Below are 17572 nucleotides of genomic sequence, written 5' to 3' on the forward strand. Positions count from 1 at the left end.
CATTATTATTTATAATTACTGACTCATATTACACCGTGTTGGCAGTATGGTGACAGGCTAAAGGTTACAATGACTACAAATGCTTTTTGATATCAGTTCCTCTTTAAGGATACTTCAAGCAGTAGGGGCTTTAATCATGATGAATTGTAAATTAGCACTATCACTTTGAAGAGAAAACTTAATGGCCTACCACGCCTTTAAGTTGTGGCACTTGTGAATATAGTTCTGCATACGAGTGCTATACAAGACTATGCGTCTAGGATTTAAAGCGCAGATAAATGATTACCACAAACGCTCATATCATACATTAAGCTCTGCACATAGCACTTGATAGCTTTTAATTAATTGCCCGCGTAAAGTTAAGATTACAGAAGCAGCTATTTAAGTATGATGTGTTCCTATCTAAATTACGTATAACATACCCTTATGTACTATTTATTCTCAATACGTTAAAATTGTAAATAGTTAGCTCTAAACTCATGTATTTAAACACTTTAGTTTCTTCGAAATAAAACTAAAGTGTATGTTATATAACCACCTAGGTTAAGTAAGATTACTATTATACTTAACTCATAACTAAATAATTGGAAAATAGTGAATTTAGTCCTTGAACATAGGGGCCTGCATACGTTAATTTCTTCTTATCAGGTAATGTAGGAATGAGGAAAAATTATGCAATCGTGGAACCCAAATAGCTGGAGAGAGCTGCCAATACTGCAGCAGCCACAGTACCCGGATCAAGAAATACTTAAATCAGTAGAAAGCCAATTAAAAACGGCACCGCCTTTAGTTTTTGCTGAAGAAACAAGAAGCCTATTCAAACAACTTGAAGATGTGTGCGAAGGTCGTGCTTTTTTACTTCAAGGTGGTGACTGTGCAGAATCATTTAGCGATTTTAATGCCGCTAACATTCGCGATACATTCAAAACAATCTTACAGATGGCTGTTGTATTAACTTACGGCGGTAAATGCCCTGTAGTTAAAATAGCGCGCATGGCTGGTCAATACGCTAAACCTCGTTCAGCAGACTTAGAAACAATTAATGGCGTGTCTTTACCATCTTACCGTGGCGACATTATTAATAATATCGAGTTTACAGAAGAAGCACGTATACCCGATCCACAACGCTTAATGACTGCATACCATCATAGTGCCGCTACGTTAAACTTATTACGTGCTTTTGCACAAGGTGGCCTTGCCGATCTTCACCAGGTAAACCGTTGGAACATGGGCTTTGTTGCTGCAAATCCACTTAAAGAAAAATACCAACAACTTGCTGATAAAATTCAAGACGCACTAGAGTTTATGGAAGTGTGCGGAATTAACTCTACAATTGCGCCAAGCTTAAAAGAAACCGATTTATACACTTCTCACGAAGCGTTATTACTTGGTTACGAAGAGGCGCTTACTCGTCGCGACCACTTATCTGGTGATTGGTACGATTGTTCTGCTCACTTTGTTTGGATTGGTGAACGTACTCGTCAACTAGACCATGCACATATTGAGTTTTTCAAAGGCATCAAAAACCCAATTGGTGTTAAAGTTGGCCCAGGTATGGACCCAGATGACCTAATTCGTTTAATTGATGCATTAAACCCAGATAACATTCCTGGTCGTTTAACGCTAATTACGCGTATGGGTGCAGATATACTTCCTGAAAAACTTCCAGCGCTAGTAAGAAGAGTTCAACAAGAAGGCCGTAAAGTAATTTGGAGCTCAGATCCAATGCACGGTAACACTGAAAAAGCGACATCAGGTTACAAAACACGTAACTTCGACAATATTATGCGCGAGATCAGTCAGTTCTTCGCTGTACACAAAGCTGAAGGTTCATACGCAGGTGGTGTTCACCTAGAGATGACAGGCCAGCACGTTACAGAGTGTACAGGCGGGGCTTACGGTTTATCTGACGATGACCTAGCACAGCGTTACAAAACGCAGTGTGACCCACGCCTTAACGCCGACCAAGTATTAGAGTTAGGCTTTTTAGTAGCTGATTTACTAAAAGACGCACGTAAATAATATTTATTGATACAAAAAAACCGCTTAGTTGCGGTTTTTTTATTTCTTTGATGAGTAAGTTAGTACTTACGTCGCTCCAAGTCTGTTTCTATCAATATTTTTGCAGATATTTCTTCAACAGAATGATGCGTAGAATTAAAGTAAGCAATTTTATGACGCTTATACAACATTTCCACTTCGCGAACCTCAATACGACACTGTTTAATTGAAGCATACTTAGAGTTCGCCATACGTCGATGCCTAATAGCCGCAAGTCTCTCAGGGTCAATCGTAAGTCCAAATAACTTATGTTTATAAGGGACTAAACACTTAGGCAAACCTTCATTGTCTAAATCTTCTTCTGTAATAGGGTAGTTAGCCGCTTTAATGCCGTACTGCAGTGCTAAGTATAAGCTTGTGGGTGTTTTACCACTTCTACTAACGCCAATTAAAATGATGTCTGCTTCAGAAAAGTTTTTAATATTTCCGCCATCATCATTCATAAGAGCATAATTAACGGCATCAATTCTAAAGTCATAACTTTTTTCGTGGATAGAATGCGTACGATGCATTTTAGGAACTGGGGCTACATTCAGTTCTTTTTCTATTTTTTCGCTATATGTAGTTAAAAAGTCATACGTGACTGCATCAGCCGATTTTATAATTTCAGTTAAATTGTGATTAACAAAAGTAAAAAAAACAAATGGCTTTTCGCCTGTTTTTGCAGCGGTTGCATTAATTAATGCTTTAATTTCGTGCGCTTTTTCTTCAGTTTCTACAAATGGAATTGTTTTATGATTAAAATCGATAGGAAACAACGACAAAGTCGCATGCCCAAACACCTCTGAAGTAATAGCGGTTCCATCTGATATATAAAAAGCAGTTCTCATAATTAACCTTTTTATTGCGTTTAAATCCCTAAAATGGGTTTCTCACGGTTTACGTGAGGACTATTGCCAGTGTAGAATGATGATGACCTTTATAAAAGGTTTTCTTTCTTAACTCTCACAGTTAGACCTACAATTTGTTTTTTTTGGAGAAAGATCCGTGCAAGAATACGTTCTCTGGTATCAAGAGCTTGGTATGCAAGATGTTCCTCGAGTTGGCGGTAAAAACGCTTCACTTGGCGAAATGATTTCAAACCTAGCAAACGCTGGTGTACAAGTACCGGGTGGTTTCGCAACTACCGCAGATGCTTTTAATGAGTTTTTAGATCAATCAGGACTCACAGCAAAGATTCACAACATCCTAGATACACTTGATGTTGATGATGTAAATACACTCGCTAAAGTCGGTGCCGACATCCGCCAATGGATAATCGACACACCATTCCAACCAAACCTAGATCAAGCCATTCGCGACGCATATAGCCAACTCCATGGCGATACTGCAGCAGATGTATCATTCGCAGTACGTTCATCAGCTACCGCTGAAGATATGCCAGATGCATCATTCGCAGGCCAGCAAGAAACTTTCCTTAACGTTGTTGGTATCGATTCAGTCATGGTCGCTATTAAACACGTATTTGCTTCATTATTTAACGACCGTGCAATCTCATATCGAGTTCACCAAGGTTACGATCACCGTGGTGTGGCGTTATCGGCTGGTATTCAGCGCATGGTACGTTCAGATAAATCAGCATCTGGCGTAATGTTTAGCATTGATACAGAGTCTGGTTTTGAAGACGTTGTATTTATTACATCAAGCTACGGCTTAGGTGAAATGGTTGTACAGGGCGCAGTTAACCCTGATGAGTTTTATGTTCATAAACCAACACTCCTTAAAAATAAACCTTCAGTAGTACGTCGTAACATTGGTTCTAAAGCCATTCAAATGATTTACTCAGAAGATAAAGCACACGGTAAGCAAGTAGACATCGTTGATGTTGCCCCTGAGCTTTCAAATAAATTTTCGATTACAGATGAAGAAGTGCAAGAACTTGCCAAGCAAGCTGTAATCATCGAAAAACATTACGGTCGTCCTATGGACATCGAATGGGCAAAAGACGGTAACGACGGCAAACTATATATAGTTCAAGCACGTCCAGAAACTGTACGCTCAAACGAAGACTCTAACGTAATGGAACGCTTTCAATTAAATGGTACAAGCAACGTTGTTGTTGAAGGCCGTGCAATTGGTCATAAAATTGGTAGCGGTGTTGTTCGTGTTCTTGATTCAATCAAAGAAATGGATCAGGTACAAGTAGGCGATATTTTAGTTACCGATATGACCGACCCTGATTGGGAACCAATCATGAAACGTGCAGCAGCGATTGTTACAAATCGTGGTGGACGTACGTGTCACGCGGCAATCATTGCACGCGAACTTGGTATTCCGGCAGTGGTAGGCTGTGGCAACGCAACTGATTTAATTAAAGCGGGCCAAGAAGTAACAGTATCGTGCGCCGAAGGCGATACCGGCTTTATTTACGAAGGTATTTTAGATTTTGAAATACTAACGTCACGCGTTGATAAAATGCCAGAACTACCAATGAAAGTTATGATGAACGTAGGTAACCCCGATCGTGCATTTGACTTTGCACGCTTACCGCATGCAGGTGTTGGCCTTGCGCGAGTTGAATTTATTATCAACCGTATGATTGGCGTTCATCCTAAAGCGTTATTAAATTTTGATGCTCAAACAGATGCATTAAAAGCAGAAATTACTGACATGATTGCCGGTTACGAATCACCAGTAGAGTTTTACATAACAAAACTGGTTGAAGGTATTTCTACTCTAGGGTGTGCATTTGCACCAGAGCGTGTAATTGTTCGTATGTCTGATTTTAAATCAAACGAATACGCAAACCTAGTTGGCGGTCAGCAATACGAGCCAGAAGAAGAAAACCCAATGATTGGTTTTCGTGGTGCAGCCCGTTATATCTCTGAAGACTTCCGCGATTGTTTTGCACTAGAATGTGAAGCTATAAAACGCGTAAGAAACGACATGGATATGGCTAACATAGAAATCATGATCCCATTCGTACGTACCCTTGAAGAAGGCAAACGCGTAATTGAATTACTAGAAGAACATGGCCTTAAACGCGGCGATAATGGTCTTAAAGTAATCATGATGTGTGAGCTACCTTCAAATGCATTACTTGCTGATGAATTTTTAGAAATGTTTGATGGCTTTTCTATCGGCTCTAACGATTTAACACAGCTAACGCTTGGTCTTGATCGTGACTCTGGTTTAATTGCACATTTATTTGATGAACGTAATCCAGCAATTAAAAAGCTACTTTCTATGGCTATTAAAACAGCTAAAGAAAAAGGAAAGTACGTTGGTATTTGTGGACAAGGTCCTTCAGATCACGAAGACTTTGCAGCATGGTTAGTAGAGCAGGGCATTGACTCTGTTTCATTAAACCCAGATACAGTAATAGAAACATGGTTATACCTAGCTAAAAAATTAGCAAAGTAACAAGTATGTAAGCTATAAAAATGCCAGCAATTTATTGCTGGCATTTTTATTTGTTAAATTAAAAGTAAATTAGCGGGCTAATTTTTTATCCAAATAGGCACACGACTTAGTTAATGCCTTTTGGCACAGTGATAAGTAATGTCGTGCTTTAGGATAGTAAGGCGAAAAACATAATAAACCCGCCATAAAAAATATGAGTGATGGACCAGGTACAATCGCAAAAAATAATCCTAGCAAAATAAATAACACGCCACTGATCTGTAATAGTAATTTTTTCATATAACACACCTCATTACTTGTTAGTATGAGTATAATTTAAGCTGCATTAAAATCGACTAAAAGAGTGTTACAAACTGTAAAATCTTCAATTTCTATTCGCCATCACCATGATATAATTAGTCAAATGCCCTAAAATATCGCCGTCATGATAGCAACAATTACACAGCAAGATGCCGCGACAGAACTTGTCGCAAACTACCTAAATACCATAGCAAACCAAGGTTTTACCGGAGATACCGACGCAAGTTATGCAACGCGTATTACCGCTTCAACCGATAACAGTGTGTATCAGCAAATACCGCAAGGTGTTATTTTTCCAAAAAGTGAAAAAGATATTCAGCTCGCATTGCAAACAGCATCTCGCGACCCGTTTTTATCATTAACTTTTGGTCCTCGTGGCGGTGGAACAGGCACTAACGGACAATCGTTAACACCTGGTATTGTTGTAGATTTGTCTCGCTATATGCGCGAAATCCTCGAAATAAATGTAGAAGAAGGCTGGGTACGCGTTCAAACCGGCGTAATAAAAGATCAACTTAATGACTTTTTAAAACCTTATGGTTTTTTCTTCTCACCTGATTTATCTACCAGTAACAGGGCAACTATTGGTGGCATGATAAGTACTGACGCTTCGGGGCAAGGCTCGTTAGTTTACGGTAAAACGAGCGATCATGTTTTAGGGCTAACAACTTATTTAGTTGATGGCACACCTATGTGTACCTCCCCAATAGACATCGACAAAGCACAAATTATAGCTAATCAAGACTCATTAATTGGCAGTTTATATAAAACAGTTTTAGATATTTCAATTAATGAACGCGCTGCTATTTTAGCTAAGTTTCCACGGTTAAATCGTTTTTTAACCGGCTATGACCTAGAGCATGTGCTAAGTGATGACTTACTTACCTTTGACATGAGCCGACTAATAACGGGTTCAGAAGGCTCATTAGGTATAGTAACTGAAGCAAAATTAAACCTAACGCCTATTGCTGAATTTAAAACGCTTATTAATATTAAGTATGATAGTTTTGACTCAGCACTTCGTCATTCACCATTTTTAGTCGATGCACGTGCAACATCGGTAGAAACCGTTGATAGTAAAGTTTTAAACTTGGCGCGTGAAGATATCATTTGGAATTTAGTATCGGACTTAATAACCGACGTACCAAATAAAGATATGCAAGGCCTTAACATGGTCGAGTTTAATGCAGTATCAAACGATGATATAAAAGACAAAGTAGACACGCTTTGTAAGCTTCTAGATGAATGTGTAATAAATCAAACTAATGGCGTTATTGGTTATCAGTTAACCAGTGATAAAAGCGATATACTAAAAATTTACGCAATGCGTAAAAAGTCAGTGGGTTTATTAGGTAATGTAAAAGGCAGCCAAAAACCTCTCGCCTTTGCAGAAGACACCGCTGTACCGCCTGAAAATTTAGCAGATTATATTGTCGAATTTAGAGCATTACTCGACAGTCATAATTTACAGTATGGTATGTTTGGCCATGTTGATGCGGGCGTTTTACACGTACGCCCAGCACTTGATATGTGTGACCCAGAACAAGAAAAACTACTTAGAACTATTTCAGATCAGGTCGTAAAACTAACCGCTAAGTACGGCGGTTTAATGTGGGGCGAGCACGGTAAAGGTTACCGTAGTGAATATAGCCCTGAGTTTTTTGGTGAGCATTTATATACGCAACTTCGTAAAATAAAAACAGCTTTCGATCCTAACAACCGTATTAACCCCGGTAAAATATGCACTCCTATCGATAGTGAAGACTCACTAGTTAGTGTAGATGGACAAAAGAGATCGCACTTCGATAAGCAAATATCAATAGAAGTTAAAACCAGTTTTAACAATGCAATGACCTGTAATGGTAATGGCATATGCTTTAATTACGATGAAAATTCACCTATGTGTCCATCGTATAAAGTAACTGGCGATCGCCGTAATTCACCAAAAGGACGCGCAAGTTTAATGCGCGAATGGCTTCGTCTACAAGAGTCAAAAAATGTAGATTTGCTCGAAGTAGAAAAACAGCTTAACAAAGGTGAAGTCATTACCTGGTGGGAACGTTTTGTTCATAGCCGCGAAAAACGAAAAGGTATTTACGACTTTTCTCACGAAGTAAAAGCGTCAATGGATGAATGTTTAGCATGTAAGGCATGTACAACAGCATGCCCAATTAAAGTAGATGTACCCACTTTTCGTTCGCGCTTTTTAAATTATTATCATAGTTATTATGCACGCCCGCTAAAAGATTACCTTGTTGGTAACATAGAAAATAGCGCGCCATTAATGGCAAAGTTCGCTAAAGTTATAAATCCAATTGTTAAAACATCATTAGTTAGTAATGTTATTAAAAAAACGGTTGGCTATGTTGATACACCACAGTTAAGTATTCCTGCACTTTCAAAGCGTGTTACTAAAATACAAAAATTCGATTTTGATTTACTAAATAAATTAAATGCAGAGCAACAAAGTGAATATGTATTAATAGTACAAGACCCATTTACGAGCTTTTACGAAGCCGAATTAGTAGAAAGTTTTATTACTTTAATAACCCAACTTGGCAAAAAACCAATGCTATTACCTTTTAAACCAAATGGTAAACCGCAACACGTAAAAGGTTTTTTGCATGAATTTAAAGTTACAGCTAAAAATGCAGCCGAGTTTTTAAATAAATTAAATGATATTAATGCACCGTTAGTCGGTTTAGATGCGTCACTCGTTATGTGTTATCGCGATGAATATAATACAATTTTAGAAAATAACCGTGGCGAATTTAATGTGCAGCTTGCTCATGAATGGCTAGAAACACAATCGTTTAAATCACTAAGCGCAAAGCAAAATACAGATACCGAATTTACATTACTGAGTCATTGTACTGAAACAACTGCGCTGCCAAAAGCAGCAAATGTATGGCAAACAATTTTCAATGATATTGGTTTAACATTAAAAACAACAAATACAGGTTGTTGTGGAATGGCGGGAACTTATGGCCACGAAGCACAAAATCAAGATAACTCACGTGCGCTTTACGAAATGAGCTGGAAACCAATTGTAGATAAAAATAAACCTGAGCAACTTTTATCTACGGGATTTTCTTGTCGTAGCCAAGTTAAACGTTTTGAACAATTTAAACCAAAACACCCAATTGAATTACTAGCACAGGTTCTTAAATAACTTTATAAAATAAGCTCACTTAAATAAGAGTACTTAAATAGTTTTATCTAAATACCAATTTAGTGAATTATTCATTAAATACAAAAAGGCGCAACGATTAACTTCATCAGTGATGAAAATAACCGTTACGCCTTTTTTAATACGTATTCTTAATTTACCTAGTTTAAATAACTGTTTTAAAAACTACTTTTTAACAAAACTATCGGCAATAGGTTTAGTGCTAATACCATGTATAAATACACTAAACAAAATAGTCGTCATTGCTATCGTCGCTATTTGATATTTGTTTTCTATTTGCGTATCTATCACCATCAATGTAAAAACAATTGATGCTAATCCTCTTGGTCCAAACCACGCAAATGTAAAACGCTCTTTAATACTCAATGCCGTAAACTGCAGAGACAGCATAACTGGAATTATTCTAATCAATGTTGTACTTAACAAAGCGTAAATTATAATTTCAGTATTTAATTTAGGAATAACTAAGTAAGCACAAACAAACCCGAACAAGCACCAAATCATTAACGATGTGAAATCTGCGATATGCTCTGAGTCTTCAATTAATTCTGTTCTAACTTCTTCGGTCGAAAATTTATCAAATAATAAGCCTGCAATAAACACCGCAATAAATCCACTGCCATGAAAATATTGAGTCACAGAAAACACAGCCATAGCAAAACCGAGTAATAAAAACGGACTGGTATTTTGTGCAAAGTAATGACGTTTCATTGCAAAGTTTAAACTCGGTATAAAAACAACAATACTTGTAATAGCTATTAATAAAGCCAAGCCAAGCTCTCGGCCAAACACACTTAATGTTTGTGTTGCAGTAATAGCTGAATCAGGATTTTTAGCGAGTAATATAAATATTAAAAATATAGGTACGCATAATCCATCGTTCAAACCACTTTCAGTATTTATTCCTTCGCGTATTTTTTCAGGCACTTGTGTACTTGCTAGTAACCCTTTACTTAAAGCTGCATCGGTAGGTGTTAAAATAATAGCGAGCAACGCTGCTTGAATAAGTGAAAGCTCAGCAAAGAAAAATAAAGCAACAGCAATACCAAGTAACAAAGTTAAGGGTAGGGCAACAAACAACAGTAAACTAGGATACTGAAAACTATGCCTTAATACACTCAACTTTGATTTAGCTGCATCAGAAAATAAAAAAATACTTAGCGTAAGCTCTATAAATGGTAATAAAAGATCAACGCCTTCTTTTATTTTATCCCCTTCGTTGGGTAGCATTGAAGCTAAACATATTCCGCCAACAACAAAAAACATTGGGCCTGTTACTTCTGTTTTTTCTAACTGACGAAGTGTTAAAGAATAAATTAAAAATAATCCGCCTATGAATGCTATTACTAAATACTCCATTAAATTTTCCTTTTAAGTCCTGACTTTGCTCGCTCTTTAATATTTGTTTGAATATAAATTTGATCGGTAGTCGCAATTTTTGAATGACCTAAATCTTCTGATAAATGTTTGAGCGGTCTGGTTTGCGCATCATGAGTTGCACCAGTATGGCGAAGCCAATGCGCAGTTGCAGCGCCAAGTTGTTCAGCATCATCTTTAAAACCATCATCGAGTAATGATTGCTGTGCATAATCAAAACTTTGTTGAACTAAACGCCTAATTTGCCTTACGGTCATACCACCTTGCCCGCGAATTTTATGAACCAAAGGATCTGATTCATCAACACGGGGAAGGGCAGGTAAACCTCTGTATAGTCTATAACGTTTTAAATATTCAACAAAATCATCGCTTAAGGTTACATCTCGTAATTTATTACCTTTTCCCATTATACGTAAAAACCAAAAGCCATCATTATCTTGCCAAAAATGAGACATCACCGGCGACCATTGTGGGCGCTCAGATAATTCTGAAATTCGTAAATAAAGACCTTTTAAGCAGGCAAGCGTAAATAAGTTTCGCTCTAAATCAGGGTTATGTTCGCATAAATCACGCGTTACACCAAAAACGTATTCCCATTGAATATCGCTTAATGTGTCTGGAATTTGAATTTGTGATTGAACAACTAAGTACGGACTATTTTTTTTAACAACAGGGACAAAGTTAGCAAATGTTTTTTCTTCTAGTAAGGCAAACTTATAAAATACATTTAGAGCAGTAAACATAGACGATAAAGTTTGCTGACTAGCAATGGATTCTTTAAGCATAAAAGGGCGCCAATTTTGGTTTAATCGACGAATTCCTTGTTCATCTTTATAACGCCATTGCACTGAAGTTGCAGCCCATGCTTTATCGGGTTCAACCATAAAATCAACGTAAGCTTCAATATCTTCACGTTTTAAATCAAATACTGATTTTTCTGCTATTAACCACGACCATAAATAAAAGCGTTCAAGCTCATTTCGAAAACGACTATAAGTGGCTTCTGACTTTCGGCCATAAACATATAAAAACTGATACAAGAATGTCAGATCAGCTTTTGATTCAGTTACAGTCAAGCCAATTTCCTGTATAAAGGATGCAAGTTCTGGGTATTCTGAATTGAGAGTACCGTCATCTAGATGGGCAATTTGATATCTTAATTGTTTTAACGTATCAACCAAAGCAACAAGCATAATGTATAAATATTCAATTAAATAATAGACTTACAGAATAACGTTAAAGTCCGATACTGTCTAGTATTGGACATAGTAAAGCTCTAATTATTTTAATACCGTGATTATTCTATGGTTGTTGGTTGCTATATCTTATTAAGGAAAACATTATGAAAAAACTAATTATACTAAGCGTACTTGCTTTAACAGTTGCGTTAACTGGGTGTGCTACTACAGGTAGTGCATCACCAAGCGAAAAACGTTCACTTGTACAAAGTATGAAAGCAAACACATTAGATAAATTATACGCTGAAAAACCTGATGTTAAAAAACAAATTGCTAACTCTGCTGGTTATGCTGTATTCGATAACGCAAATGTAAATGTAGTGCTTGCTAGCTTTGGCGGTGGTTACGGTGTTGTTAGAAATAATCTCACAGGTAAATCGACTTACATGAATATGGGCGAAGCCGGTTTAGGACTTGGCTTAGGCGTTAAAGATTTTAACGTTGTAATGGTTTTTCATAACCAAGCTGCATTAAACAGATTTATTGAACATGGTTGGGCATTTGGCGGAAACGCTGATGCAGCAGCAAAATATGAAGATAAAGGCGGTGCACTGGTTGCCGAAGCGATTGCAGATCAAGTTACTGTATATTCTGTAACCGAAAACGGCCTTGCACTACAAGCTGTATTAAAAGGAACTAAGTTTTGGGTTGATTCAGAGCTTAATTAACCACCAAATTACTCTCCTAAAAGCGAGCTGGTTTGTATAATCACGCTCGCTTTATTAAAAGCCATGTAATTTAACATAACGTAATTTATGGGTTGTCACTCATTTTGTTTGATGAAACCATATTTATCTATTAGCTAGTTCTTTTTCTGAGTTTATTAAGAGTATAATGGCAGCTCCAGTCAGATTTAGCATGTACGAAACTATATATTCTGGAACTTTTATTATTTCTTCTCCTTGACCATGCCCACTTAATTTGTTCCTACCTGTTGGTACACCACTTTCTAGTGTACTTCTTAATGAGGTAAATTGTTGCTGCCAAAACTCAGGTATTAAATTATTTTTGAAGCATATATTAATCAAGTGACTAGCATTCGGCGATTTCCCATAGTCCCAACTATGTTTATCACATATTGTTTTCATTGTACTCTCTAAAGATTTTAAACAGTTGTTTAGAGCTTCTTTATTTTCATTATGTCTATAGTGTTCATATGCTTTTAAAAATTCATCTTGAGCACCGCCGTAGTTTTTATCATTCAATAACTTTAAAACTGGCTTTATTGTATTTGTATGTAAAAATTCAGAATCTACTTTTATTATATGCCCATCAATAAACTGGAAGCCAATTCCATTTTCCTTAAATCTTGAATTTAAAAGTACTATAGCTTCATCAGCTTCTTTACTTGGATCAGTTTTTCCTAAGTAAGTATTTTCTCTTGTTATCGTGTCTATAAGTGTAAAAGTTAATTCAATGATATCTATTATTTTTTCTTCATCATCTAATGCCAGTAAATATTTACATAATTCATGATAATAATGAATTCCACTGCTTCGCTGTATATTAGGAAATAAATCAAATACTCCATATTCTTCACATAAGATATCATAAATATATTTATAGCATCCAGGAACTTGGGATCCATATTGTTCATAATTATTTTGATTACCTAAGACTCGATTCCAAATATGAATAATTTGAACTAACAATTTATTTGGTATATTTTCGTAACTATAAACGTCGTTTATTTCTTCTCTAAATTGCTTTTGTCTTTTCGAATATAAATTCATATTTTAACTTCCCTATAATATTATTCTTATACCATTATTGTCATTTTCTTCGCTTGAATTAATATCTCTTCAAACGCTTCGGCTAACTTTTCCGTCTCACTAAAAACAGTATTCCAATATTTAATACGTGTATCTGCATCAAGATCGGTAAAGTCGTTTCTGTCTGGGATTTTTCCGTACGGTAAGCTTGCTACAAATTCTTTTGATGGGGTGATCATCACTACGTTATCGTAATTAAGTGGTGATACTTTACGTTTTAAATTTTTATCGAACCACCCTGCTTTTGGCTCGCTATTAAAATGCGGATATAAAATAAGTCCTGGATTATTAATTTTTAAATCAAAGTGGTAATCAATTATTCCGCCATCGCGATATATTCCTTGCGGCGAGCCTGCAATATTTTTTATGCCTTGCATAACAAGTGGTATTGAACCCGATGCAAGTAATGCATCTTTTAAATTATTTTGAGTAAGCGCTATGTTTTGCGTTTTAAAATTGTAGCTGTCGGTAATTGATAAGTCACTTGTTGCTGGGCCAAATATAAAGCGCTCATACTGTGAGCCTAATAATTTTCGGTTAACGCGGTTAAGCATGTAACTTTTTGATAAACCCATTAACTGTATTAATTTATTTTCGCTGGCAATAAAACCATTCGATTTCGCTACAATAAAGTGCGCTTTAAATACGGGGTTATTTATAATTTCGGCCACACCGTTATCGCCAAAAACATCTTCAAGTAATGCGCGCGCTTTTATTGTTATTTCATTTGGTGTTGGTTTATTACTTGAGTACCTAGTTTGCGAATACGATTTTGCTAAGCGCTCAATGGCAGCAACGGGATCGTTTTGTGCAAAACACGCAGAGCGAAAAGCGCCAGCAGATGAGCCAATTAAATTAAGTGGTTGGGTACGATTTTTAAAAAAATCACCAAAAATATATTTATCTAAGCCAAATAAAGTGAACCATTTAGGCCCACCACTTGCGCCTAAAAATGAGGTGAAAAGTTCAGGTTTAAAGCCCTGCTCGTTAATAATTTTAGCCGCTGTTTTCCCTGCGTGAATCTCGATCATTTAAAAAATTATGCCTTTAATTTTGATTGCTGTAGTTATTTTACAACACTGAAAGTGAATATTTATGCAAAATAAAAATCGGCTTTATGTTGCCATAAAACCGCTTTTTATAGTTAAGTGTGCTGAATTAGTCCCAAATACCGTCTTCGCATTTGCCCTGTACTTTTACATCTTTTACTTTAAATTCGGGCTCTAGACCTTTGTCTCTTTGTGCGTGGTAATCGCTCGTGACAGACAAAATAGTCGGCGTTAACAGTATAATAGCGATAACGTTAACCACTGTCATTAACCCTAAGGCAATATCGGCTAAATCCCAGACTTCTTTTAAGGTGGCCGACGCGCCCCACAACATCATTGATAAATAAAGCAAAGTGTAAATGCCGCGCCCTACTTTGTTGTCGAGCTTAAATAAATGCAAGTTACTCTCTGCATAGGCGTAGTTTGCCACCACCGATGTAAAAGCAAATAAGGTTATAGCGGCTGCTACAAAGTAAACACCACCTTGTGCTAAATGAGCGGTCATCGCGCTTTGTGTTAAACGAATGCCTTCCATTTCGCCGCTTATGTCTATATCGGCCAATAAAATGATCACAGCGGTACAGCTACACAGTACTATTGTATCGAAAAATACGCCTAGCATTTGTATGTAACCTTGCGTTACTGGGTGATTAGGAATTGGGCTGGCACTTGCTGATGCATGCGGAACACTACCTGCACCGGCCTCATTAGAATATAAACCACGTTGAATACCGTTTTTAATTGCAGCGCCCATTGCACCCGCTCCGGCTTCTTGTAAACCAAATGCTGATAAAAATATATCTTTAAGCATGGCGGGTACTTGCGTGAAATTTATAATCGTAATAATTACCGCAGCAAGTACAAACACAATGCCCATTATTGGCACAACACGCTCTGCAAATCGGGCAATTGCTTTAAAGCCACCGAGTATAATTGAGCCTGCTAGTACGGTAATAACCAGACCTGAATAAAATGTAGGAACTTCAAACGCGTAGTTAAGTGCGTCGGTAATTGTGTTCGTTTGCATTGCGCTAAACGTAAAGCCGTAACCTAAAAATAAACACGCGGCAAACACAATTGCAAACGCCCGGCTACCCAAACCTTGTTGAATATAATACGCAGGGCCGCCTCTAAACTCGCCGCCACTATCGCGCACTTTATATACCTGCCCAAGTACGCTTTCAGCAAAGCCTGTAGCCATACCCAATATGGCTATTACCCACATCCAAAATATAGCTCCGCTGCCGCCAAGTGAAATTGCCACTGCCACACCGGCTAAATTACCGGTACCTACTCGTGCGCAAAGCCCTGTACACAATGCTTGGAATGAGGAAATGTCGTCTTTTTTACATTTGCTACTGCCTTTTAAAAGGCTAAACATATGTTTAAATTTAAGTATTTGAATTGCTTTTAGCCGTACTGAAAACCATATACCTGTAAACAAAAGTATATAAATAAGTACCTGACCTTCTCCCCATAAAAGGTTGTTTACACTTTTGACGACGGTATCGAACATTACTAATCCCTTTTTATTTTATACTTTTACTTTATGTTAGCACCGACTTTAAACTCTGCATGTGGCGCTACTTAACTTAAAAACTCCGGCAGCTCATTATGCATTAAACATAATAGTGTTTAAGTTTGGCTTTACCCCATAGTGAAGTGTGTATTGATGTTTAATAATCTGTAAGTAAGCACATTCAACACTGAATTTTATTTCTATAAATGTGAATAATAAATCACACCTACACTTTGTATTGATTAGTTAAAAAATCAATAATATCTTTTTAAGATTCAGTATTTTATTTTGCGCATAGGTGCGGGATGCAATATTTTTTATTTTGATGCAGTAAGGTTTATATTAGGCGTAATGAGGATTAAGAATGGCAAAAAAATAGCGCATAAAATTATGCGCTTTTTTTTAAATTATATTTAATTGGCTATCGCTGTATTACTTAGTTATAGCTGTATTGTGTAGGTGCACTGTAATGGTTGTTGCTGTTAATCTGTAAATTTTGCATTGCTAAGTATGAGCGACCGGCATCTAAACCTAATTTATGATCAAAACGTAAATCGTTATTTGAACTACCTAATAATTTGCTATGCAGTTTTTCGTCTGCAAAAATTTGTATTATTTCCACATCACTTGGTGGGTTTGCAATAAACTCAAGCTCATCTAAATACGCTTTCTCATGCTGTATTAAGTAGTCCAATGTTTTTGGACAATAGCCTGATGCTATAGCAAATGATCTTAGCTTTTGTACCCATGCAGATTGCGCTTGAAAATTAGCGTCAACCGTTCTTATTACAACAATTTTACGAGCGCCTCGGTTGTAAGCTTCACGCACTGGTAATGGAGCGGCTAAACCGCCGTCTAGATAAAAATCGCTCTGTACTTGCTCTTCAGCAAGGTGTATTTCGTTAGCTGCTTTTGCGTTTAACCAAGGTGTTAATTTTACACCTTGTTTGTATAAAAACGGGAGTGCGCTAGAAGCCTTTAACAAATCACGCCATTGGCCACTCTCACCCGTAGGTGATAGGTAATATGCTTTTCTGTCTCGTGCATTAGTGGCTGTTATAAGTAGCTCACGCGCGCCTAAACTCGTTTTAGCTGTTTTAAAATCTATGGCTCTTTTTACCTCAGTGGTTTTGTCAAAGTACCAATCTAAATCAACTATGTGTTTACCCACTAATCCGCGACCAAGCTGAAAAAAACGTTTGTTACGCGAAAGCCCTCTAATTAGGCGTTTTGCATAGCCTTTTTGACGCGCTAAGTAACTAGTTAAGTTTTGCGAACCTGCAGAGGTGCCAATGAATAAATCGAATGGGTCATATTCTTGCTCTAACCACGCATCAAGTACGCCAGCTGTAAAGATCCCTCGCTGCCCGCCACCTTCAGCAATCAGTGCAACTTTTGGTTGCGCTGTTTTGTTAACTGAATTAGCTGTTGCGCTATTTAGAGACTTCACGGTGAACCTACCTTTATTTAATGATGTTTGGTTTAATACACACATTATAAAAAATAAAAATGATATCTTAAAATTGATTGTTTAAATCAGTTCGATTGAAAAAAACAGAACGGTATGTAAAGCAAAATATATACTAAAAATAGCAATCAAATTTACTTTGAATATTTAAATAACAAATACAGACATCACTTAAAGTTAATAAAATGAGTTAAAAAAGTTTAACTTTTGATGATGTCTGTATGTTAACAAGCCC

Annotated in this window: 12 protein-coding genes; 4 read left to right on the forward strand and 8 right to left on the reverse strand. The window is 36.9% G+C overall.

The window, feature by feature from the left end; translation table 11 throughout:
- The first annotated feature begins 672 nt into the window (after positions 1 to 672).
- Positions 673 to 2022, forward strand: a complete 1350-nt coding sequence (locus I6F47_RS14655) for a class II 3-deoxy-7-phosphoheptulonate synthase (protein ID WP_008167282.1) — start codon at positions 673 to 675, stop codon at positions 2020 to 2022.
- 59 nt (positions 2023 to 2081) lie between these two features.
- On the opposite strand, the gene ppsR is transcribed toward I6F47_RS14655, so the two are convergent.
- On the reverse strand, positions 2082 to 2891 hold the full coding sequence (gene ppsR, locus I6F47_RS14660) for a posphoenolpyruvate synthetase regulatory kinase/phosphorylase PpsR (RefSeq protein ID WP_197184107.1): 810 nt from the start codon (positions 2889 to 2891) through the stop codon (positions 2082 to 2084).
- A gap of 157 nt (positions 2892 to 3048) precedes the next feature.
- On the opposite strand from ppsR, the gene ppsA reads away from it, so the two are divergent.
- Entirely contained in the window at positions 3049 to 5424 is a 2376-nt protein-coding gene (gene ppsA / locus I6F47_RS14665; RefSeq protein ID WP_197184108.1) for a phosphoenolpyruvate synthase, read from the forward strand.
- Positions 5425 to 5493: 69 nt separating this feature from the next.
- Here the strand turns inward: ppsA and I6F47_RS14670 are convergent, their stop codons facing one another.
- Positions 5494 to 5703 carry a hypothetical protein gene (locus I6F47_RS14670; protein WP_197184109.1) on the reverse strand — a complete coding sequence of 70 codons (210 nt, stop codon included), beginning with the start codon at positions 5701 to 5703 and terminating at the stop codon, positions 5494 to 5496.
- Positions 5704 to 5848: 145 nt separating this feature from the next.
- On the opposite strand from I6F47_RS14670, the gene ydiJ reads away from it, so the two are divergent.
- Positions 5849 to 8896 (forward strand): D-2-hydroxyglutarate dehydrogenase YdiJ, encoded by a 3048-nt coding sequence (ydiJ, locus tag I6F47_RS14675; RefSeq protein ID WP_197111877.1) that lies wholly within the window; start codon positions 5849 to 5851, stop codon positions 8894 to 8896.
- Positions 8897 to 9079: 183 nt separating this feature from the next.
- On the opposite strand, the gene I6F47_RS14680 is transcribed toward ydiJ, so the two are convergent.
- Complete coding sequence (locus tag I6F47_RS14680) at positions 9080 to 10273, reverse strand: cation:proton antiporter (protein WP_165736076.1); 1194 nt, start codon at positions 10271 to 10273, stop codon at positions 9080 to 9082.
- Entirely contained in the window at positions 10273 to 11484 is a 1212-nt protein-coding gene (locus I6F47_RS14685; RefSeq protein ID WP_007583195.1) for a tyrosine-type recombinase/integrase, read from the reverse strand. Before I6F47_RS14685 ends, I6F47_RS14680 begins: the two co-directional genes overlap by 1 nt.
- Positions 11485 to 11633: 149 nt before the next feature.
- On the opposite strand from I6F47_RS14685, the gene I6F47_RS14690 reads away from it, so the two are divergent.
- The gene (locus I6F47_RS14690) at positions 11634 to 12197 is read left to right on the forward strand and encodes a YSC84-related protein (protein ID WP_007583197.1); all 564 of its coding nucleotides are present in this window, start codon (positions 11634 to 11636) and stop codon (positions 12195 to 12197) included.
- Positions 12198 to 12320: 123 nt separating this feature from the next.
- Here the strand turns inward: I6F47_RS14690 and I6F47_RS14695 are convergent, their stop codons facing one another.
- The 4 genes from I6F47_RS14695 to I6F47_RS14710 all read right to left on the reverse strand — a co-directional run bounded on the left by I6F47_RS14695 (position 12321) and on the right by I6F47_RS14710 (position 17319).
- A complete protein-coding gene (locus I6F47_RS14695; protein ID WP_182736501.1) occupies positions 12321 to 13262 on the reverse strand; it encodes an STM4504/CBY_0614 family protein in 942 nt (313 codons plus the stop codon).
- A 26-nt stretch (positions 13263 to 13288) separates the two neighbouring features.
- The gene (locus tag I6F47_RS14700) at positions 13289 to 14332 is read right to left on the reverse strand and encodes a patatin-like phospholipase family protein (RefSeq protein WP_197184110.1); all 1044 of its coding nucleotides are present in this window, start codon (positions 14330 to 14332) and stop codon (positions 13289 to 13291) included.
- A 127-nt stretch (positions 14333 to 14459) separates the two neighbouring features.
- Complete coding sequence (locus I6F47_RS14705; RefSeq protein ID WP_076924661.1) at positions 14460 to 15866, reverse strand: alanine/glycine:cation symporter family protein; 1407 nt, start codon at positions 15864 to 15866, stop codon at positions 14460 to 14462.
- 439 nt (positions 15867 to 16305) lie between these two features.
- Positions 16306 to 17319 (reverse strand): patatin-like phospholipase family protein, encoded by a 1014-nt coding sequence (locus I6F47_RS14710; RefSeq protein ID WP_165725541.1) that lies wholly within the window; start codon positions 17317 to 17319, stop codon positions 16306 to 16308.
- Between the last annotated feature and the right edge of the window lie 253 nt (positions 17320 to 17572).

Source organism: Pseudoalteromonas sp. NZS37 (assembly GCF_015864265.1).
In the GTDB taxonomy this organism is placed as follows: domain Bacteria; phylum Pseudomonadota; class Gammaproteobacteria; order Enterobacterales; family Alteromonadaceae; genus Pseudoalteromonas; species Pseudoalteromonas arctica.